Consider the following 19,326-nt stretch of genomic DNA (forward strand, 5'->3'; position numbering starts at 1 on the left):
GTCTACCCCCAGCGACCTTTCTTGGGCACGGTGCAGCTGCCGTGCGCCAGGTGGTGTTCGAACTCGTGGCGGAAGTGGCGCAGCGCGCCCCGGACCGGCCACACCGCGGCGTCGGCCAGGGGGCAAAACGACTTCCCTTCGATGTTGTCGAGGAGGTCCTCCATGAGTTCGATGTCTCCGGGCTTGCCCCGCCCGCGCTCGATCTGTCCGATCAGCTTCACCAGCCAACCGGCAACACCCTCGCGGCAGGGGGTGCACTTGCCGCAGGACTCGTGGGCGTAAAAGCGCACCAGGTTCCAGATCACGTCCACCACGCAGACCGACTCGGGGATGAGGATCACCCCGCCGGTCCCGAGCATCGAGCCCTTCTCCGCCAAATGCTCGTAGTCCATGGGGGTGTCCAGGTACTCGTCGGTGAAGGGGAGCATCGGGGTCGAGGAGCCACCGGGGATGAAGGCCTTGATCGGCTCGCGCACCCCGCCCGCCCAGTCGAAGATCAGCTCGCGGAAGGTGGTGCCCATGGGCAGTTCGTAGACCCCGGGGCGCACCGCCGGCCCGGAGACTTGGTAGAGCTTCATCCCCTTGGATTTTTCCGTGCCCATGGCGGAAAACCACTCCGCCCCCCGCCCGATGATATGGACCGCCGAGGCGATGGTCTCGACGTTGTTGATGGTGGTGGGCATGCCGAAAAGCCCCGCCTGCGCCGGGAAGGGAGGCTTTAAGCGGGGATTGGCCCGCAGGCCCTCGAGGGAGTTCATCAGCGCCGTCTCCTCGCCGCAGATGTAGGCCCCGGCCCCGCGGTGGACGTAGAGGTCGAAATCGAAGCCCGAACCGAAGAGGTCCTGGCCCAGATACCCCTTGGCGTAGGCCTCCTTGATCGCGGCCACCAGGCGGTCGTAGGCCTTTTTGTACTCACCGCGGATGTAGATGTAGCCCTTGGTGGCGCGGATGGCGTAGCCGGCGATGATCATGCCCTCGATCGCTTGGTGGGGGTCGTCCTCGAGGATGTATCGGTCCTTGAAGGAACCGGGCTCGGATTCGTCGGCGTTCATGATGATGTAGTGCTGCTTGCCGTCGTCCTTGGGCATGAACGACCACTTGAGCCCGGTGGGAAAGCCCGCGCCCCCGCGGCCCCGGAGCCCCGAGCGCTTGACCTCCTCGATCACCTCGTCCGGGGTCATCTGGGTGAGCGCTTTTTTTGCCGCCTCGTAGCCCCCGTGCGCCAGGTAGTGGTCGAGGGTGTGCGACCCCGGCTGGCCCACGCGGGCATAGAGGGTGCGCTCAAAGCGCGGGTCGTGACCGGAGACGATCGGCCCCTCGCTCATCCTTCCCCTCCTTCCCGAATGTGCAGCCCGCAGGGTCCCGGCAGCTCGATCTCGGAAAGCGGCTTACCGGCGCGAAGGCCCTCGAGCAACGCCCTCAGCCGCGCCCGGCTCACGCACTCGACGTAGGGCTCGTCATTCACCTGCACCACCGGCGCGGTGTGGCACGAGCCCAGGCACTCGACCTTCTGGATCGAGAAAAGGCCGTCCGGCGTCACCTCGCCGGGCCCGATGCCGAGCTCCTCGCGGAGCGCGTCCCAAAGCTCCTCCGCCCCCGCCAGGGCGCAGGAGAGGGTGGCGCACACCTGAATGTGGTACTTGCCGGTCGGCACCGCCTGGTAATAGGAGTAAAAGCTCATCACCCCGCGCACCTCGGTGGCGGTGGTGCCGACGAGCTCGGCAATTTCCCGCAGGCGCTCGTCGCTGACGTAGCCTTCCTCCTGCTGGACCCTCCGCAAAAGCGGCATGATCGCCGCCCGCCTTTTGCCTTCGGGGTAGTTTCGGAAGACCTCCTCGAGCCACTCCTTCTTGTCGTCAAAAAACCCCATGCCGATCACCTGTCCACGTCTCCCATCACGGGATCCAAGCTCGCCAGAATCGCCACCAGATCGGCGAACTGATGCCCCTTTGCCGCCACGGGCAGCGACTGGAGATTCACGAAGCTGGGCGCGCGCACCTTCACCCGGTAAGGCATGCTGCCGCCATCGGAAACGACGTAGTAGCCGAGCTCGCCGCGCGCGCTCTCGGTGGGCACGTAGGCCTCACCGGGCGGCACCTCGAAGCCCTCGGTGGCCAGCTTGAAGTGGAAGATGAGCGCTTCCATGGAGGTGGCGAGCAGCTCTTTGGGCGGGAACGAGAAGTGGGGGTTGGGGTCGCGAATCGGCCCCGGCTCCAGCCGCTCGATCGCCTGGCGGATAATTTTCGCCGACTCGCGCATCTCCAAAAGGCGCACCACCATGCGGTCCCAGGTATCGCCGTTGGTGCCCAGGGGAACCTCGAAATCGTAAGTGTCGTAGCCGGAGTAAGGATAGGCCTTGCGCACGTCGTAGTTCACCCCGCTGGCCCGGAGCGAACCACCGGTGAGCCCGTAGGCGATGGCCACCTCGGGTGGGATCACCCCCACCCCCCGGGCGCGGGCCTCGAAGATGGGGCTGCCCACGAAGAGGCTCTGGTAGTCGTCGACCCGGTGATCGAAGGTGTCGAGGAACTTCTTCAATTCCGGGACGAACTCCTCCGGAAGATCCTCTTTAAGGCCGCCGATACGGATGTAGTTGTGGTGGAAACGCTGACCCGTCACCCACTCGAAGAGATCGAGAACCGTCTCCCGCTCGCGGAAGGCGTAGAAAAACGGCGTCAACGCGCCGAGGTCCAAAAGCCCGGTGCCCACGAAGACCAGGTGGCTGGCGATACGCGAGAGCTCGTTCAGGATGACCCGGATCACCTGGGCCCTCGGGGGCACCTCGGCGCCGAGGAGCTTTTCCACCGAAAGGGCATAGGCGAGATCGTGGGCGAAAGAGTGCAGGTAGTCCATGCGGGGGGTGTAGGTGATGTTTTGGTGGTAGGTGCGGTGCTCCATGGTCTTCTCGAAGCCGGTGTGGAGGTAGCCGACGTGCGGCGCCACCTCCAGCACCTCTTCCCCCGCCAGCGTCACCAAAAGCCGCAAGACCCCGTGGGTCGAGGGGTGTTGCGGCCCCACGTTCAGGACCATCTCCTCGGTCCGCAGTTCCTTGGCCTCGGGATTCACCTTCTCTCCCCCTTTCGGCGACCACCGCGCCAGCCGGTGAGCCCCTTGTCCTTGCCTTTGAGCCCGGCCCGGAAAGCCTCGGGGTCGATGTAGCGGCCGTCCTTAAAAAGCGTCGGCGTCTCCCCGAGCGGGAAGTCCTTGCGCAGGGGGTGCGCCTCGAGTTCTTCCGGGGTCAGGATCTTGCGCAGGTCGGGGTGCCCCTCGAAAACCAGGCCCAAAAGATCAAAGACCTCGCGCTCGGGCCAGTTGGCGCTCGGCCAGAGATCGACCACGCTGGCGAGACGGGGGCGATCTTCGGGCACGTAGACCCGGGGGTAGATGCGGCTGCCGTCGCCGTCTTTCCACCCCGGCAGGCTCACCAGCTCGTAGACCACCGCGAAGCGCTCGGGTTTGGGCTCGGGGTACTCGAGGTAATCGATGCCCGTGACGTTGGCCAGGTAGTTAAAGCCCATTTCCTTGAACGCCCCCATGTGGGCCTTGAGGCGCTCAAGGGGCAGCACGATGTGCAAAAGGCCGTGGCGCTCTTCGTAGGCCAGCTCGTGCGCCTCAGCGTAAGCGATCGCACGTTCACGCCGGGTCATCTAATACCCCCTCGTCCAGGCCTCGACCGGCGGCAGCTTCTGCCCCGAGCCATCGAAGGCCTGGCCGCGAATTTTCTTTTGCAGCTGCATCACCGCGTAGATCAGCCCTTCCGGCCGCGGCGGGCAGCCGGGAACGAAGACGTCCACGGGCACCACCGACTCCACCGACTGCACGATGGCGTAGTTGTTGAACATGCCGCCGGAACTCGCACAGGCGCCCATGCTGATGACCCATTTGGGGTCCGGCATCTGGTCGTAGACCCGCCGCATCACCGGCGCCATCTTCTTGGAGAGCCGGCCGGCGACGATCATCACGTCGGCTTGCCGGGGACTGGCGCGAAAGACCTCGCTCCCGAAGCGGGCCAGGTCGTTGCGCGCGTCGGTGGACGCCATCATCTCGATCGCGCAGCAGGCGAGGCCAAAGGTCGCCGGCCACAGCGAATTCGAGCGCCCCCAGGCCACCAGCTTCTCCATGGTGGAAAAGAGGATGCCCTCCTTTTCCAGCGCCTTGGCGTCCTGTTCAAACCGATCGCTTAGTCCCACTTCATGACCCCCTTCGCCCATTCGTAGGCAAATCCGGCCAGGACCACGAGGGTGAAGACCGTCACCGCCACGAATCCCACCAGGCCCAGCGTTCCCGCGTTCAACGCGTAGGGCCACAAAAAGGCCACCTCCACGTCAAAGATGATGAAGAGCATGCCCACCACGTAGAACTGGGCCGGGAAACGCTTGATATAACCCGCCGGCGGGTTTCCCGACTCGTACGGGGCGACCTTGGCTTCGTGGGGCCGCTTCGGGCTCATGAGGCGCGACATCGTAAGCATCGCCACCCCGATCAGGGCGGCGATCCCTACGTAGATCAAGGCGTTGATGTACTCCGCGAGTGCATTCATACCGGCCTCCTTGTGCATTCCTTCACTAAGAGCGCCAAGCGCCACCAGCAAAACAACATCATCTTAGCAGCTGCGAAGTGCGGGGGGGGCTGGCTGGAAGGGATTAAAAAGCTACAAAACGGCTCAAAATACTCCCTTTAGCGCTCGATGCGCATTCCGCTGCTCTTCGTGGTCTGCCCCTTCGCCTGGGTCGTCCGGCCCTCGAGGAGCCCCATCCACACCAGCACGGTGCCGTCGTGTTCGAAAGCCAGGGCGCGAACCCGCTGGGCCAAAATCCCATCGCCCCCCCGGGCTTTGGCCTTGGCCAGCGCCTCTTCCTCGCTCTCCGCGGCGACGACGTAGACCGCCTCGAACCTGCCCGCCCCCTGGCTCTCGAGCTCGTTGGTGACCAGATAGAGTTTCATGAGAGAAGTCTAACCAGACGGCCGCCCGGCAAAGGCGACCCCGGGCACGCTTGCCGAGCCCCTTACCGTTTCCGGCCTCGAGGACCGGTTTTTCCGTAGACTCGAAGACGTGCGCGAGGCCATTTTAAAGCCGGGCAAGGCGAAGAAGGTCAAGAACTTCTACCCCACGATCTACGCCGACGAGCTGGCAAAAGCCCCGGAAACGGCGGGGGTGGTGCGGGTCCGCTCCGCCGAAGGCGAGCCCCTCGGCGTGGGTTATTTTGCCCCCGGCATCCGGGCCGCCATCCGGGTGTATCGCTTCGATGACGGCCCGCTGGATCCGGACTTTTTCGCCGCCCGTTTGCAAAAGGCCCAGGCGCGCCGTCTCGAGCTCGGCCTCGGCGAGGCCTACCGGCTGGTGCACGGCGAGGCCGACGGGCTCCCCGGCCTGGTGGTGGACCGGTTCGGTCCCGTTCTCCTGGTCCAGGTGCGCACGAAAAGCGCCGAGGCTTTAAAAGATCGCTGGGCCCCGGCCCTCAAAGCGGTGACCGGCGCCGAGGTGGCGGTGTGCGTTGACACCGAGGCCCGCCGCAAGGAGGGGCTGCCCGTGGCCGGAGGGACGCTTTGGGGTGAGCGACCCGAGGTCCTCGTCGTCGAGGAAGACGGCCTTCGCTTCGAAATCCCCCTGGCCCTGGCCCAAACCAAGGGTTACTACCTCGATCAAAGGGAGAACCGGCGCCTTTTCGAAACCCTCGTCCGGCCCGGTGACCGGGTCCTCGACGTCTACAGCTACGTGGGGGGCTTCACCCTGCGGGCCGCGCGCCGGGGCGCCCGCGCTCTGGCGGTGGACAAAGACCTCGCGGCCCTGGGGGTGCTCGACGCGGCAGCGCGCCGCCACCGCCAGAGCGTCGACGTCCGCGCCGGGGACGCCCTCGCCGTCCTCCGCGAGCTCGCCGGGCGGGGGGAGCGCTTCCACCACGTCCTCCTCGACCCCCCGGCGCTGGTCAAGAAGCCGGCCGACGTGGCCCGGGCCAAGCGGCACCTGGTGGACCTCGTTCGCGAGGCGCTGCGTCTGACCGAAGAAGGGAGCACCCTCTGGCTCAGCTCGTGCAGCTATTACCTGAAGGAGGCGGATCTCCTCGAGGTCGCCCGCCGCGCCGGCGCCGACACCGGCAGGCGGCTCCTCGTCCAGCGCATCACCCACCAGCCCCCCGACCATCCCTGGACGCTCCAGGTCCCCGAGACCCTCTACCTCAAGACCGTGGTGTTTGAAACACGCTCGCTGCCGTAGAGTAGACGCATGCACCCGGTTGGTTTTACGCAGTGGAAAGTCGAAGACCAAGCGCTCTGGCTCACCGGCCCCACCTTCTCGGCCAGGATCGAAGCCCTGCCGCACGCCTGGCGGGTCCTCGTCTTTCAACGCCCCCAGGATGCCCAAAAAGGCAGCTGGGCGGTGGTGGATGAGCGCCGGCTTCCGATCGTCTTCGACGGCCAGAGCGCGAGCGCCGAGGGTCTGCCGCTCCTGACGCTCACGCTTTCGCCCTTTTCCTTCGCCTTCGAAGGGCTTTCGGCGAACGGCCTTTTAGCCCATACGCTCGCCACCTGGCGCGGCGACGAAGCCGCAGCCTTCGACCCGCTGGGCCTGGCCCGTCCGGAAGCCCCCGCCGACGGCCACCCCCTGGGCGGCGGCTTCGAGCTGCACCTGAAGGAAAACCCAAACCGGCGTTACTTCGGCCTCGGCGAGCGCACCGGCTTCCTCGACAAAAAGGGCCGGCGCTACACCCACTGGAACACCGACCAGTTCGACCACCAGGAGACCACCGACGCCCTCTACCAGTCGCACCCCTTCGTCATCGGGAGCGAAAACGGCAAGGCCTTCGGGCTCTTCCTCGACGAGACCTGGAAGACCGTCTTCGACCTCGCCGCAACTTCCCCCGAAGTGAGCACGCTCTTTACCCCCGGACCCACCTTCGACCTCTATTTGATCCCCGGCCCCACGGTGCGCGAGGTGGCCTCGGGCTTTGCCGCCCTCACCGGCAAGCCGCCCCTGCCCCCGCTCTGGGCCTTTGGCTTCCACCAGTGCCGCTGGGGCTACCCCGACGCCGAGACCGTGCGCGAGGTAGTCGCGAACTTCGAAGCCCACGAGATCCCCCTCTCGGCCATCTGGCTCGACATCGACTACATGGACGGCTACAAGGTCTTCACCTTCCACAAAGGGCGCTTCCCCGAACCGGAAAAGCTTTTTGACGAACTGAAGGCCAAGGGCATCCGCACCGTGGTCATCGTCGATCCAGGCGTCAAAAAAGAAGCGGGCTATTCGGTCTACGAAGAAGGGCGGCGCCAGCGGGCGTTCGTGGAAACGCCTCGAGGCGACGAGGTCGTCGGCGAGGTGTGGCCCAAACCCGCGGTGTGGCCCGACTTTTCCCGGGAGGAAGTTCGAGACTGGTGGGCAGGTCTCCACCGCTTCTACCTGGAAAAGGGCGTCGATGGCATCTGGAACGACATGAACGAGCCCTCGGCCTTCAGCGTAGAAGGCATGGAGGAAAAGGCCCTCGGCAAAACCCTCCCCCTCGGCGCCCGCCACGGCGAAAAAGCCCACGCCGAGGTGCACAACGTCTACGGTCTTCTGATGAGCCAGGCCGCCTACGAAGGCCAAAAACGCTTTGACCCGAACCGGCGGCCCTTCGTCCTCACCCGCGCCGGTTTTGCCGGCATCCAGCGCTACGCCTGGGTCTGGACCGGCGACAACAAGAGCCACTGGGGCCACCTCGAGATGAGCATCCCCATGCTCTTAAACCTCGGGCTTTCCGGCGTGGCCTTCGCCGGCGCCGACATCGGGGGCTTTTCCGAGGACGCAAGCCCCGAGCTGGTGGTCCGCTGGACCTGGCTCGGCGCCTTCTACCCCTTCATGCGCAACCACTCGGGCAAGACCAGCCGCCGCCAGGAGCCCTACGCCTTCGGCGAGCCCTGGACCGAGTACATGCGGGCGGCGATCCGCCTCCGCTACCGGCTCCTCCCCTACGTCTACACCCTGGCCGAGGAAGCGAGCCGCACCGGCGCCCCCCTGATGCGCCCGATCTTCTACGAATTCCCGGAAGACGAAACCGCCTACACCATCCACGACGCCTTCTTCTTCGGACCGGCACTGCTCGTGGCCCCGATCACCCGCCCGGCGAAGACCCACCGCGCGGTCTACCTGCCCGAAGGGCGCTGGCAGGACTGGTGGACCGGCGAACTCCTCGAAGGGCCGAGCTGGATCGTCGCCGAGGCCGGACCCGACCGCATTCCCCTCTACCTGCGCGAAGGCCACGCCGTCCCCACCACCGAGCCCAAACCCAGCGAAACCGCCGTCTTCGACCCCCTCATCTTCCGCGTATTCCCCGAAGGCCAAAGCGAGGGGGAGGTCTACGAAGACGCGGGCGACGGCGAGGCTGCGGGCCAGCGCAGCCGCCTCGAGGTCGAGGGCGGCCGTGCCCGCTTTAGCGGTGCCCGCGAAGGGCGCACGGTGCGGGTGGAGATCATGACCACCAAGGGCGAGCACGTGGAGGCGGCGCTCGAGGACTGAGCCCCAGGCGAACCCCCAAAAGGGCCGGCTACCGCGCTGGCCCTTTTTGCTTATTAGCATGCAAGCTCCTCCCTGGGCCCAGCCCACATCCGAATGCCGTAGGGAACGCGGTCAAATCTGCCTTACCCCTCTGGTAAAACTCAGGAAAATAAGACCATGATCGCAGTGGAGAAGATAAGAGGCCCAGCCGAACTCCATTTCGGTCAGGAAAATCACCTCTTCGCCAGAAAGGCAAAAGCAGTCGCGAATTCGCGAAGAAAAGCGATAACACTCACATAAAGGATCAATCGAGTGATCACGGTTCCCATCACCAAGTTCACGGGCTATGAGAACAAAAATCTATCACATCACGCACCTGGAAAACCTCCAAAGCATTTTGGAGGCTGGGGGTCTACTCCCCAATAAAAAGTCGAAAGCCCGCTCCAAGAACATCGCCTACCCGCATCTTCAATCACGCCGAGCTCGTATTCGAGTACCTTTGGGACCAAAGGGAACGCTCCACGACTACGTTCCGTTCTATTTTTCTCCCCGCCCTCCCATGCTCTACGCCCTCCACCATCCTGGCCCAGAAATGACCTACCGCGGCGGCCAAAGGCCCATCCTTCACCTGGTCAGCTCAGTCCAGGCTGTCGTCCAAGCAAGCCTTCCATTCGTGCTCACGGATCGGCACGCGGTCAGTGCCTACGCCAATTTCTACGACGATCCGAACGATTTGGCGCGGTTGGACTGGGCGGCCATCGGAGCCAGGCGGTGGAGGTCAATGAGCGATCCCAGTTTGAGCGAGCGCAAACAAGCCGAGTTCCTGGTCTACGGTTTTTTCCCCTGGAAGCTGGTCCAGTCGATCGGAGTCCACGACAAAGAAATCGCCAAGGCCGTCTTCGAGATTATCGGCAAGTTTTCCCAAAACATGGGCCGCATGATCCTCGTCCAGCCAGACTGGTACTATTAATTGAGGGGATGCCTATGCTCCGCTACACCCAGGGCGACCTTTTAAGGGCCCAGGCCGAAGCCCTGGTCAACACGGTCAATACAGTGGGGGTCATGGGTAAGGGGGTGGCCCTGCAATTCAAGCGGGCTTTCCCCGACAACTATCAGGCTTACGCAGCCGCCTGTAAGCGGGGCGAGGTGCAAATCGGCCGTATCTTTGTCCACGACCGGGGCCTGCTCGAGCACCCCCGTTATATCTTGAACTTTCCCACCAAGAAGCACTGGCGGCAGCGCTCCCGCCTTGAATACGTGGAGGAGGGGCTCAAAGACCTGGTGCGGGTCATCCAGGCGCTGGGCATCCGCTCCGTAGCCCTTCCCCCGCTGGGGGTAGGAAACGGGGGCCTGCCCTGGCCGGAGGTCAAAAAACGCATCGAAGTTACACTGGGCAGCCTCGAAGGAGTAGATGTTCTGATCTTCGAACCCAACGAGGAACCTCGATCCCGCTCCATTGCCCCCCTGCCCCAAAAGCCCCGGCTGACCCCGGTCCGGGCAGCTTTGCTCAAGCTCTTCGGTCTCTACGGAGGGCTCGGGGAAGTCCTGGGCCGCCTGGAGGCACAGAAGCTCGCTTACTTCCTCCAGGAGGCCGGCCTGGACTTGCGCCTGGCTTTTGTGCGGCAGAAGTACGGTCCTTATGCGGAAGCCCTCAACCACGTACTGGAGCGCCTCGAGGGCCACTACATCCAGGGCTTCGGCGACCGGACCAGAGCGTCGGAGATTCGTCTGATGCCCGAAGCTTTTAACGAAGCCGTTCTGTTCCTGGCCGACCACTCCGTAGCCGACGAGGCTGTTTCCAGGGCAGCGGCCTGGGTCGAGGGGTTTGAAAATCCGTACGGCCTCGAGCTCCTGGCTACGGTCCACTGGGCTGTAAAAAAAGAGAGAGCAAAGGACTGGCCTGGCCTGATCGAGGTGTTGCAACGCTGGAGCCCACGCAAAGCCAGGTTCCCGGAAGATCACATCCGGGTGGCCTTGCACTACCTTTTGAAACGTGGTGCCCTTCCCGAAAGGGCCTGGCAAGACAATCCGCCTAAGCTCCCCGAGCGCGTGTCCCAGCCAGCCTGAACCATCATCATGGTGGGGTCATGCGCAGTTCGCCAATGCCCCAACAAAGCCCTTCGGCCCTGGTAAGAACCCAGGCAAGTGGGGTCAATCTGACGAGGGAGTCCAGAACTCTAAGACAGCAAAAGCGAACAGATCCTGGTAGTTGAACGGCCAAAGGGGGCTTTGAGGCGGAAGGCGAGAAGGGCTACGCTGGCGTCTTCTAGGGTAGTGCCCCAGTCGGGGAGGTGCTCAAGTAAGAGCTTCGCTTCTTCCAGGTCCTCGAGGCCAAAGGGAACGATCACCGCGCCTTCTTCCACCTTGACAAGGCCCGTCCGCGCGTGTTGCGGCCCACCCTCAAGAAGAAGCCACTTGAAGATCTCGAAGAGGGTCGGCATGGGTGCGAAGAGGCGAGAACGGAACTGGACCAGGAGCCGAAAGCCCTTTGCTGCGACCTCGTGGTCGGGACCAGCCTCGTGAACAAGGGCGATCAGGGGACCGGCGTCCAGGACGGGCTCGCGAGGCCTCACCGTTGGCGGGATCAAAGCATTCGGGTCCGGGCGGTGGTCTTGGCCTGCCGAACCAGGGGCGGAAAGGCTAAGGCCGGGGCGGGCCCTCTGGTAGGCCTCCACCTCTCTTGCCAGGTCGTCGGGGAGATCAACCGTCACCCGCAGGGGGTATACCACACTATGTCACGCTCCCGGAATGGACTCGCCTCGATGGAAAGCCGCAAACACAATGTCACTCCGGGGGGCGACAGCGCTCGGTTAAACCAAAAGCGTGGAATACCTCCCCATTTCCAAGGTCAACACTCTGGTCTACTGCCCGCGCCGCTTTTACCTGGAGTACGTCCTCGGCGAGGTGCACGCCAACCACCACCTCATCGAAGGGCATTATCTGCATGAGGCGGCGTACACGGAACCCGACGAACTGAGCGGGGTGCTGGTGTGGTCGGACCGGCTGGGGCTGGTGGGGGTGATCGACCGCTTGGAGTACCGAAAGGGGCGGCCCGTGGTGGTGGAGTACAAGGTGGGAAAAGCCAAGGAGGAGGCCCACCACTCGGACGCGGTGCAGCTTGCCGCCCAGGCCCTCGCCCTTCGCGAGTCCCGGGGCCTTTTGGCCGAGGAGGGGTTCGTTTATTACCACAAGAGCCACCTGCGCCGCCATGTCGCCTTCACGCCGCCCCTTTTCAGCGCGGTGAGCGACGCGGTGGCGGAGATGCGCCGGCTCCTTGCCAGCCCCCGACCGCCCGGGGTCGAGGTACCGGCGGCCAAATGCCGGGGTTGCAGCGTTCGCGAGGCCTGCCAGCCCGAGCTCTGGCGTAAGGGGCATGCGAGGAGGGCGGCATGGGCGTGATCTACGTCCTGGAGCACGATGCCTACCTCTCGCTTGACGGCGGAACGCTCAGAGTTACACGGAGAAGAAAGCGGGAGGTACTCCTGGCAAAGCCACTCATCCACGTGGAGGAGATCGTCCTCCTGGGGAATGCCGTGCTCACGCCGCAGCTTCTCAAACACTGTGCGCGTGAGGGAATCGGCGTGCACTACCTTTCGCAAACCGGGAGCTATATTGCCCGGCTCACGGGGACCCCGGCGAAAAACGTGGAGAGCGTCAAGTTTTTTGTGTCGAAGTCTGTGTCGCGGGGTACCGCGCGTTGAAAAGGTCATTGATTTCCTCTTGAACGTCAGCAAAACCCGGCAGCTTCCGGTCCCATCTCCCCTCCCTCCGTTCAGCCTCTAGGTAGACGAGCTTGTAAACCGATTCGGGCTTGGGAAACTTGTGGTCCCGCACCTTGGTACTCCTTCGTAGTTCCCGGAAGAACTGCTCGATCAGGTTGGTGCTCCTCAGGTAACGCCACAAAGGCTCGGGGTAGTCGTAAAACCGAAGCAAGGCCCCTGAGTCGTTCCACCAGGAAGCAGTGACCCGGGGGTAACGATCCTGCCACCTTTGGGTAAAGCGTTTGAGCCCTTCCAGGGCCTTGGCTCGATTGGGTGCCCGGTAAACCCGTTTGAGATCGGCGAGTATGGCGGAGGCGTCCCGGCGTTTGACCTGGGCCTGGGTGGCCCTGAGTTTGTGCAGGATCGAGTACTGCCACTCGGCCCGGGGGTAGACCCGATGGATCGCCTCTCCGATCCCCGCAAGACCGTCGGTGATGAAGAGGAGTACTTCGACAAGGCCCCGGGACCTGAGCTCCTTTAAAAGCTCCTCCCAGACGACGGCCCCTTCATTAGGAAAGAGCCAAAAGCCCAGAAGGATGCGCCTGCCGTCTTCGGCCAGACCCAAAGCGGCGTAGAGCGCCTGCTTCTCGATGCCCTTGCCGGGGTACTGCAGCTTGAGGAACAGGGCGTCCAGGTAGACCGCAAAGAGCCGCCGGGGCAGGGGCCTGTGGCGGAAGGCTTCCACCTCCTCTTGCACCAGCTCGGTCAGGTTGCTGACCGTCTCGTGGCTGTAGCGGTAGCCGAACAGGAGCCCCACGATCTGGGCCACCTTGCGGTCCGAGACCCCGCTGGCGTAGAGGGCCAGCACGAGGTCCGTCAGGTCTGGAGTACGCCGGGCGTAGCGGGGAAGAAAGCTCGGGGTGTATTGGCCTTTGCGATCACGGGGCACCTTAAGCTCGACAGCACCGAAGGCGGTCTCCAACTTGCGCGGGTAATGGCCATTGGCGCGGCCACCGTGTTCTTGCAAAAAAGCCCAGCGGTCCAGCTCCAAGAGCGCCTGCAGCTTTTCCTCCACCACCTCGGCCATTGCTTCCTTCAGCAGCGCCTTGAGCGTATCCTGGTCCACGGGGTACCTCCTTTCGCCTACTGGCGGTACCCCCTCTTCTTACACAGAATTCGACACAAGAAAGATTACACCCTCAAAACGTGCCCCTCCGGATCGCACAGTACCGGGCGCACTTCGCCCCGGAACGCAAGCTCGAGCTCGCCAAACGCTTCGTTCAAGGAAAGCTCAAAAACGGTCTGGTCTTCCTGCGACGGAACGGCGCCGACGGATGGGAGGTTCTCCGTGATGCGTTGGGGCAGCTCGAGCGTGCCCCCGACGAAGACGCAGTGCGGGGCGTGGAGGGCCTGGCTGCCGACGCGTACTTCCGTGCCCTTGCTTCCCTCTTGCCCCCCGGGTTCTCCTTCACAGAGCGCACCAAACGCCCGCCGCGCGATCCGGCGAACAGCCTCCTCTCACTCGCCTACACCTTCCTGACCAAGGAAACCCAAAGCGCCCTGGAGATCGCCGGCTTCGACCCCTACGTCGGCTATCTGCACGAGATCCGCTATGGCCGCGCTTCCCTGGCGCTTGATCTGATGGAGGAGTTCCGTAGCGTCATCGCCGACTCGGTGGCCCTGACCTTGCTTAACAACCGTCGCCTGACGCCTGAAGACTTCGACGACGCCGAAGGAACCCCGCGCCTTCGCCGCGAGGCATGGCCGAAGTTCCTCAGGGCCTGGGAAGAGCGGATGAACGATCGAGTGCGCCACCCACTGCTCGGGCGGAGCATGAATTACCGACGCATTCTTCTCGCCCAGGCTCGCATCCTGGCCAAGTACCTACTGGGAGAACTCCCAGAGTATGTCCCCTTTGCGGTGAGGTGAACGGCGATGAGTCTCTACCTGGTCATCGCTTATGACACGCCCTCAGATAAACGAAGGGCCAAGATCGCAAAAATCCTCAAGGGTTTTGGCGAACGACGGCAGTACTCGGTCTTTGAAGCCCGGCTTACGCGCGAGCAGTGGGCCCACCTCAAAGGACGGCTTTTGCAAATCGTCAATAAACAGGAAGACGTTCTCGCCGTCTACTTCCTTCCCCCAGAAGCCGTAGGACGCACCTGGCGCATCGGGCACGAGGGGATTCGTCGCCTCGAGGAACCCGACATCCTCGGTTAAGCCATACCTCCTGCTCAGCCTTATACTGAAGGCCAACCCACCGGGGTGGGCCTGGGTTCCCGATACCCCGGCGCAGGACGCGAGGCCCTCCAGGGGGCCGTCGCCACTTTTTGATTCAACCCCGTATTTCCACCTGTAACCCTCTACGAGGCCAACAGGCTTTTCAACCTCGTGAAAGTAGTTCCGGCCTTTCGGCGTCGAGAGAGTTTCAATCCCCTACGGGGCTGACGGGCTTTTCAACGCGAGCTGGGGCCGCCGAAGACGCCGAACAGCGTCCGGTTTCAATCCCCTACGGGGCTGACGGGCTTCGCAACAGGGGTGACGGCATGGCCTACGTGATCAAAAGCGACGGGTTTCAATCCCCTACGGGGCTGACGGGCTTCGCAACCGCGGTCTACCTCCCGGCCGTAGATGCGGTAGAAAATGTTTCAATCCCCTACGGGGCTGACGGGCTTCGCAACAGCGCGGCCGCGTTCCGAAGGCCCTCTTCGAGGTCCTGTTTCAATCCCCTACGGGGCTGACGGGCTTCGCAACGGACTGACCTACGAACACCGATCACGAGGAGCCCCTTAGATCCATTTTCGCACGCGAGGCGTTTATGCACAAGTAGCCAAGGAGGGGAAAAGGAAAAAATTGGGTTTTTGCCGTCCTGGAGGGGTGCGCACGCGACGGGCGAGCTCAACGAGGGATGCATCCCGGGTTTTTACGTCTACAACGGCACTGGCGAGGGCCGACTCGACCAATCCTGCATAAGGTAGCCTTCGCCCTCGCAAACCGTCGGGCGGCGACACACCCAATTCAGCGACGCCCTGGCGTCAGCTACTCAAGCATCTGAGGAGAGAGAGCCGCCTCCTGGCCCCAAGCAAACAAAACTACAGTCGTCAACGCAAAGCCACACCAGTCCCAACCGTCCACCTGACTCCACGCCCCTGCCGGTATGTCTCCTTTTGGGGCGACACGCCCACGTCACACTGCTGAAGGAACAAAAAGAAGCAACGTAGTCGTCCCTAGAAGAGGAGGTAGGCATCACAATGCGGAAGGCTCTCTTATTTTCTTTCCTGGCCCTGGTTCTGGCTGCGTGCGGAGGTCAGCCCTACACAGCAACAGGCCTTTGGCAAGGTTACGCTACCAACAGCAGTTCTCCTGGCGACAGCGTGCTGGTCCGTTTTTCACTCTTGGACCAAAATGGCGCTCTAAGCGGAAGCCATTTTGCCTTCATCAACGGAACATGGACGTACATCGGTTCAGTACAGGGGAATCGTTCTGGCCAAGATGCTTCGTGGAGAGTCGACGGGGCCAACGGTTATATCCAGATCAACGGTCGCTTCGACGGAGACCGTTTTACTGGAAGTTACTTCCTGGTTGCGTATGGTTCTGGGAGCCTAAGCGCGAACCTCTCGCTAAGCCGACAAAGCACGCAACCTTCACCCTCGTCTCTCCTGACGCCAGAAGACACTCAAACCTTGTCAGGAAGCCCACTCGATGTTTTCCATGAATTCGCCAAACTCGGGCAATGACTCCTTTTGATGCTTTAGAAACCCCAAGCGGCGCGCTTCGCAGAGCCTCGGGTGGCGGTAAACACCTTGGCGCGAGCCCCGAAACCGGAACGCCACACACCCTTCGCACTCGAGTGACGAATCTCCCAAGCCATTGGCAGAGGCGAACATACAATGAATCAATGTCGCGGGGAAGTGTTTTGCCCGACTTCATTAGCCTTCTCTTGGAAAGGCCCTCGGGGCTTCCCTGGAAAGACATTGCCGCGCATCTCAAAGTGAAGCGGCAAACCGTTTACCGCCTGCGGGAAAAGGCGCAGAGCCTGGGTGTATGGGTCCTCACCCATCAAGATGACCCCAGCGTCCCCCCAGGGTGGTTCCGCCTTGAAAACCCCAAGGAGGTAGAGCTTCTCTTCCGCCTGACCCGGGAAGAGGTGGAGGCTCTGAAAGCGGCAGTGACCCGGGTGGAGCACCTTACCCCCCTCGCGAAAAAGGCGCTCATCAAACTCGGTCGGGGGGAAGTCAGGGCCCAGGCCGAGGAACCCGTGGTCTACACGCCGCTGACCGACGAGTATCCCGAGGGGCTCTTCGACCGAGTTGTGCAGGCCATTCGGGCCCGGCGCACCTGCGAAGTGACGTATCGAAACGCGAAGGGGGAAGAAAAAACATACCTCTTTGACCCCTATGCGCTCATCGCCCGAGACCCTCACCTCTACCTCGTCGGTGCGAACCACAACTCGAGGAAAGCCGGCTTCGATCCAATCAAGGAACTGAGACTGGACCAAATCCTGGACCTCAAGCTCACCACCGCCCGGTTTCAAAAGCCCCATTTCGACGTCAAGGCCTACGCCCAAAGCCGGTTCCGGGCTTTTTCAGGTGAAGGCGCAGCAGTCCGGGTCCGGGTGCGGTTCAGCCCCGAGAAAGCCGGTTACATCCGCCGCACCAAACGCCACCCAACCCAGACCGTGGAAGAACTCTCGGACGGAAGTGTCATCTGGCAGGTGGAGGTGCCCCTCAGCGAGGACCTCGTGCATTTCATCGTGGGCTATGGACCCCACGCGAGGGTCCTCGAGCCCGAGGCGCTCCGGCAGCGGGTGGTGGCGTGGGCAAAGGGTGCGGTGGAGGTGAATGCGTCACCGGAAGGGGTGACAAGTCATGATTAAGGTGGACACCGTGAGCCTGGACCACGCCAAACGCATCGCCGCGGACGTGCACGCAGGGCTCGCGCCCCTCGAGGCCCTCCCGACCAGGACCGCGGATCAGAAGGCTTACCTGGACTTCCTCAACCGGCTTTCTCCCCGCTACGCCCGTCATGTGCATCTCTACCAAAACAAACCCGAGCCCCACGAACCGCAGGGCGCTCTCATGCAGGTCGCTTTTCCCCCCTGGCCTGGCGAAACCCAGGTCCGCGCCGCCTACGAGCTTGCTGTTGAACGTTTCCTCGAAGCCCTGGAAAAGCAGGGCTATGTCGTGCTCTCCCAAAACGCCACCGGCGCCAGGCTGTATGCCCCCAAACCTCTGGATCTAGAAACGGCGTGGCAGGACTTCCTGGAGGAATACCTGGGCACGGAGAACCTGCAGAAAACCCTGGGCGTCCTTTTGAACTCGGCCCGCCTGGCCGGGCGGGGATTCAGCGCCCCCAAGGTCCCCGTCGTTACCGAGGGCGTACGCCGGTTCCTCGCCGCTTGGTATCTGGCCAACCTCCTGACGGTCAAAGAGCGCCTCTCAACCCGTGAAAGGAACATCCACAACCTCCGTTCGCGCCCTGCTCTAGACCCCAAGGGCGAGCGCAAGCTAAAGCAACTGCAAGAACTCCAGAAAAAAGAGCAGGAAAAGTACCGGGATGCTCTCAAGACCGCCCTCGAAAACCTGCTGCAAGAAGTCCACAAGATCCACGCCAGGCGCAAGAAGCTCAAAGCGCGCCTTAGAAAAGCCACCCCGAGGAGCCGCCCTCGCATCGAAGCTGACCTCGAGGCCACTTCACCCCCCATCACACCCCGTACGGCGCTTTTGGTCCACCGGGCGCTGCGCCGGGGGTGGGACGCGTTCCAGCTCCTGGATAAGGTCTTAAGCTCCCAGCCCGAACCCCTGCGTCAGGAAATCATTCAGCTCGTTCGGGGTTTTGGCCCGGTCGCCAAAGGACAGCTGGCGACCGCGGTCGGGAATAAATTTGCCAAGGTACTCACAGAGTTTCTCCGGGTTCTGGATACACCCCTGAGCAAAAACCGGATTCCCCCACTGGTGCAGATCGCTTCCGAACGCTCATCGAGCAACCCCGGAACCAAACCCGCGGGAGACCGCGGAGCTTTCTGCTACGGGTGTGGCCGCCCTTTAAACGGGGAAGGCTTCAAAGCCAGCAAGCTGATCTTTTCTTCGCCCAGCCAGAGACTCCAAAGCGGTACCGGCCAGGAAGAACCGTTGGTGTGCGCGACCTGTGCCGCGCTGAGCCTGGCCTCACCCCTCAAGCCGGGGGAAGGCAGCGCCCTGGTCCGGGTCGATCCCAAGGGGCCCGCAGGGTTCGATGCCTCGGAACGTGCCCGCCAGTTCGCCCGGCTCCTCGTTACCGGGACGCTCAATATTGCCGCCGGCCGCTACATCCAGCTCAATAGCCCCCTGGTGGGCCAGGGGCAGAAGCGAAAACCCCTGGCACAAGCCTTCGGCCGCGTGGTTTACGCCCTGGCCTACCTGGGACAGGAGGTCAACCCAGCGGTCATTCGACGCATGGAATTCCGCCTCATGGAAGGGAGCCAGGAGATCCTTCTCCCTCGGCGGGCCCTCTGGCTCTCCAGGGCCCTTCAGGAAGCCTTCGGCACGCGCCTAACGGAAAACCGAGAAGCGAACCGCGACCTGGGGGAGGCCATGCGCCTCGTCCTGGCCGACATGCCTTTTCATGCGGAATACCTTCTGGCCAAACGCTACCGAAAGGTCGTCCAGCCTTACGGGCTGGAAGAAAGCCGGGCCGTGTATTCGCACTTGCTTGAGGAGGAGGGTATGAGCAAACTGGCAGAAAGGTATAAAGACGTGGCCGGCCTCACCGGGCTCCTCTACGCCTGGGCTTCTTACGTGAAGCAGGAGGTCGCCAAGCAAGGGGGCAATCCCAAACGGGAGATCGTCAAGCTTCTGGATAACCTGGAAAGTCCCAACACCGTGACCTACGTGGCGGCCTACACCCTGGACACCACCCAGGCCACCCTGTTCAAGCAGCCGGATACCCACTTCATCTACGCAGAAGCGCAAAGGCTCCTGACAGAAGCCGGGGTCACCCCCCGATTCAGCGAATCAGAACACCTCCTGGTGGCGAAGGACGATCTGGATAAAGCTTACGTCTACCTCATGGAAAAGTACGGTCAGAACGAAAAGCTCTGGAAGAACTTCATCTACGAGGTTCGACTGGCCCTGGCGAGCCGGTTCCCTGCGTACATCCGGAGCGAAAAGGAGGACTAGA

At 63.0% G+C, this 19,326-nt stretch carries 19 protein-coding genes and 1 CRISPR repeat array; of the genes, 10 read left to right on the plus strand and 9 right to left on the minus strand.

Annotation, left to right across the window (positions count from 1 at the left end; all coding sequences use genetic code 11):
• Positions 1-2: 2 nt before the first annotated feature.
• The 7 genes from nuoF to ACZ5BT_RS03710 form a co-directional block, all read right to left on the minus strand.
• Positions 3-1,325 (minus strand): NADH-quinone oxidoreductase subunit NuoF, encoded by a 1,323-nt coding sequence (nuoF, locus tag ACZ5BT_RS03680; RefSeq protein WP_464885272.1) that lies wholly within the window; start codon positions 1,323-1,325, stop codon positions 3-5.
• Positions 1,322-1,870: an NADH-quinone oxidoreductase subunit NuoE gene (gene nuoE / locus ACZ5BT_RS03685; protein WP_464885273.1), complete on the minus strand. Its 549-nt coding sequence runs from the start codon at positions 1,868-1,870 to the stop codon at positions 1,322-1,324. Before nuoE ends, nuoF begins: the two co-directional genes overlap by 4 nt.
• Before the next feature lie 5 nt (positions 1,871-1,875).
• Positions 1,876-3,030, minus strand: coding sequence for an NADH dehydrogenase (quinone) subunit D (gene nuoD, locus ACZ5BT_RS03690; RefSeq protein WP_464885762.1), 1,155 nt, complete (start codon positions 3,028-3,030; stop codon positions 1,876-1,878).
• A 32-nt stretch (positions 3,031-3,062) separates the two neighbouring features.
• Positions 3,063-3,647 (minus strand): NADH-quinone oxidoreductase subunit C, encoded by a 585-nt coding sequence (locus ACZ5BT_RS03695; protein ID WP_464885274.1) that lies wholly within the window; start codon positions 3,645-3,647, stop codon positions 3,063-3,065.
• Positions 3,648-4,190, minus strand: a complete 543-nt coding sequence (gene nuoB / locus ACZ5BT_RS03700) for an NADH-quinone oxidoreductase subunit NuoB (RefSeq protein ID WP_464885275.1) — start codon at positions 4,188-4,190, stop codon at positions 3,648-3,650.
• Entirely contained in the window at positions 4,181-4,540 is a 360-nt protein-coding gene (locus ACZ5BT_RS03705; RefSeq protein ID WP_464885276.1) for an NADH-quinone oxidoreductase subunit A, read from the minus strand. Before ACZ5BT_RS03705 ends, nuoB begins: the two co-directional genes overlap by 10 nt.
• 137 nt (positions 4,541-4,677) lie before the next feature.
• A complete protein-coding gene (locus ACZ5BT_RS03710) occupies positions 4,678-4,944 on the minus strand; it encodes a hypothetical protein (protein ID WP_464885277.1) in 267 nt (88 codons plus the stop codon).
• A 109-nt stretch (positions 4,945-5,053) separates the two neighbouring features.
• Between ACZ5BT_RS03710 and ACZ5BT_RS03715 the strand changes: the two genes are divergently transcribed.
• The 4 genes from ACZ5BT_RS03715 to darG all read left to right on the plus strand — a co-directional run bounded on the left by ACZ5BT_RS03715 (position 5,054) and on the right by darG (position 10,534).
• Positions 5,054-6,214: a class I SAM-dependent rRNA methyltransferase gene (locus ACZ5BT_RS03715; RefSeq protein ID WP_464885278.1), complete on the plus strand. Its 1,161-nt coding sequence runs from the start codon at positions 5,054-5,056 to the stop codon at positions 6,212-6,214.
• A 9-nt stretch (positions 6,215-6,223) separates the two neighbouring features.
• On the plus strand, positions 6,224-8,488 hold the full coding sequence (locus ACZ5BT_RS03720; protein WP_464885279.1) for a glycoside hydrolase family 31 protein: 2,265 nt from the start codon (positions 6,224-6,226) through the stop codon (positions 8,486-8,488).
• A gap of 325 nt (positions 8,489-8,813) precedes the next feature.
• Positions 8,814-9,437 carry a type II toxin-antitoxin system toxin DNA ADP-ribosyl transferase DarT gene (darT, locus tag ACZ5BT_RS03725; protein ID WP_464885280.1) on the plus strand — a complete coding sequence of 208 codons (624 nt, stop codon included), beginning with the start codon at positions 8,814-8,816 and terminating at the stop codon, positions 9,435-9,437.
• A 14-nt stretch (positions 9,438-9,451) separates the two neighbouring features.
• Positions 9,452-10,534 carry a type II toxin-antitoxin system antitoxin DNA ADP-ribosyl glycohydrolase DarG gene (gene darG, locus ACZ5BT_RS03730; protein WP_464885281.1) on the plus strand — a complete coding sequence of 361 codons (1,083 nt, stop codon included), beginning with the start codon at positions 9,452-9,454 and terminating at the stop codon, positions 10,532-10,534.
• A gap of 110 nt (positions 10,535-10,644) precedes the next feature.
• Here darG and ACZ5BT_RS03735 read toward each other — a convergent pair whose 3' ends face one another.
• Positions 10,645-11,040 carry a type II toxin-antitoxin system VapC family toxin gene (locus ACZ5BT_RS03735; RefSeq protein WP_464885282.1) on the minus strand — a complete coding sequence of 132 codons (396 nt, stop codon included), beginning with the start codon at positions 11,038-11,040 and terminating at the stop codon, positions 10,645-10,647.
• Between the two features lie 250 nt (positions 11,041-11,290).
• Here ACZ5BT_RS03735 and cas4 point away from each other — a divergent pair, with 250 nt between their 5' ends.
• Positions 11,291-11,866 (plus strand): CRISPR-associated protein Cas4, encoded by a 576-nt coding sequence (gene cas4, locus ACZ5BT_RS03740; RefSeq protein WP_464885283.1) that lies wholly within the window; start codon positions 11,291-11,293, stop codon positions 11,864-11,866.
• Complete coding sequence (locus ACZ5BT_RS03745) at positions 11,857-12,168, plus strand: CRISPR-associated endonuclease Cas1 (protein WP_464885284.1); 312 nt, start codon at positions 11,857-11,859, stop codon at positions 12,166-12,168. Before cas4 ends, ACZ5BT_RS03745 begins: the two co-directional genes overlap by 10 nt.
• On the opposite strand, the gene ACZ5BT_RS03750 is transcribed toward ACZ5BT_RS03745, so the two are convergent.
• Complete coding sequence (locus tag ACZ5BT_RS03750) at positions 12,122-13,294, minus strand: IS256 family transposase (protein ID WP_464883689.1); 1,173 nt, start codon at positions 13,292-13,294, stop codon at positions 12,122-12,124. The two genes, ACZ5BT_RS03745 and ACZ5BT_RS03750, sit on opposite strands and share 47 nt — an antisense overlap.
• 80 nt (positions 13,295-13,374) lie before the next feature.
• On the opposite strand from ACZ5BT_RS03750, the gene cas1 reads away from it, so the two are divergent.
• From cas1 to ACZ5BT_RS03770, 4 genes are all read left to right on the plus strand, one after another.
• The gene (gene cas1 / locus ACZ5BT_RS03755; RefSeq protein WP_464885285.1) at positions 13,375-14,097 is read left to right on the plus strand and encodes a CRISPR-associated endonuclease Cas1; all 723 of its coding nucleotides are present in this window, start codon (positions 13,375-13,377) and stop codon (positions 14,095-14,097) included.
• Between the two features lie 6 nt (positions 14,098-14,103).
• Positions 14,104-14,388: a CRISPR-associated endonuclease Cas2 gene (gene cas2, locus ACZ5BT_RS03760; RefSeq protein WP_464885286.1), complete on the plus strand. Its 285-nt coding sequence runs from the start codon at positions 14,104-14,106 to the stop codon at positions 14,386-14,388.
• A gap of 205 nt (positions 14,389-14,593) precedes the next feature.
• Positions 14,594-14,916: a CRISPR direct-repeat array (repeat unit 30 nt; unit sequence GTTTCAATCCCCTACGGGGCTGACGGGCTT).
• Positions 14,917-16,066: 1,150 nt separating this feature from the next.
• The gene (locus ACZ5BT_RS03765; RefSeq protein ID WP_464885287.1) at positions 16,067-17,044 is read left to right on the plus strand and encodes a helix-turn-helix transcriptional regulator; all 978 of its coding nucleotides are present in this window, start codon (positions 16,067-16,069) and stop codon (positions 17,042-17,044) included.
• Entirely contained in the window at positions 17,037-19,325 is a 2,289-nt protein-coding gene (locus ACZ5BT_RS03770) for a hypothetical protein (RefSeq protein WP_464885288.1), read from the plus strand. Before ACZ5BT_RS03765 ends, ACZ5BT_RS03770 begins: the two co-directional genes overlap by 8 nt.
• Position 19,326: the final 1 nt, after the last annotated feature.

The organism is Vulcanithermus mediatlanticus (genome assembly GCF_055385885.1).

What these genes read in the sequence shown, in the direction of transcription:
- cas2 (WP_464885286.1), top strand. Translation starts at nt 14,104, where the DNA reads ATGAGTCTCTACCTGGTCATCGCTTATGACACGCCCTCAGATAAACGA.
- nuoD (WP_464885762.1), bottom strand. Translation starts at nt 3,030, where the DNA reads ATGGTCCTGAACGTGGGGCCGCAACACCCCTCGACCCACGGGGTCTTG.
- ACZ5BT_RS03720 (WP_464885279.1), top strand. Translation starts at nt 6,224, where the DNA reads ATGCACCCGGTTGGTTTTACGCAGTGGAAAGTCGAAGACCAAGCGCTC.
- ACZ5BT_RS03695 (WP_464885274.1), bottom strand. Translation starts at nt 3,647, where the DNA reads ATGACCCGGCGTGAACGTGCGATCGCTTACGCTGAGGCGCACGAGCTG.
- ACZ5BT_RS03770 (WP_464885288.1), top strand. Translation starts at nt 17,037, where the DNA reads ATGATTAAGGTGGACACCGTGAGCCTGGACCACGCCAAACGCATCGCC.
- darG (WP_464885281.1), top strand. Translation starts at nt 9,452, where the DNA reads ATGCTCCGCTACACCCAGGGCGACCTTTTAAGGGCCCAGGCCGAAGCC.
- ACZ5BT_RS03710 (WP_464885277.1), bottom strand. Translation starts at nt 4,944, where the DNA reads ATGAAACTCTATCTGGTCACCAACGAGCTCGAGAGCCAGGGGGCGGGC.
- ACZ5BT_RS03745 (WP_464885284.1), top strand. Translation starts at nt 11,857, where the DNA reads ATGGGCGTGATCTACGTCCTGGAGCACGATGCCTACCTCTCGCTTGAC.
- nuoF (WP_464885272.1), bottom strand. Translation starts at nt 1,325, where the DNA reads ATGAGCGAGGGGCCGATCGTCTCCGGTCACGACCCGCGCTTTGAGCGC.
- ACZ5BT_RS03705 (WP_464885276.1), bottom strand. Translation starts at nt 4,540, where the DNA reads ATGAATGCACTCGCGGAGTACATCAACGCCTTGATCTACGTAGGGATC.
- nuoE (WP_464885273.1), bottom strand. Translation starts at nt 1,870, where the DNA reads ATGGGGTTTTTTGACGACAAGAAGGAGTGGCTCGAGGAGGTCTTCCGA.
- ACZ5BT_RS03765 (WP_464885287.1), top strand. Translation starts at nt 16,067, where the DNA reads ATGTCGCGGGGAAGTGTTTTGCCCGACTTCATTAGCCTTCTCTTGGAA.
- darT (WP_464885280.1), top strand. Translation starts at nt 8,814, where the DNA reads ATGAGAACAAAAATCTATCACATCACGCACCTGGAAAACCTCCAAAGC.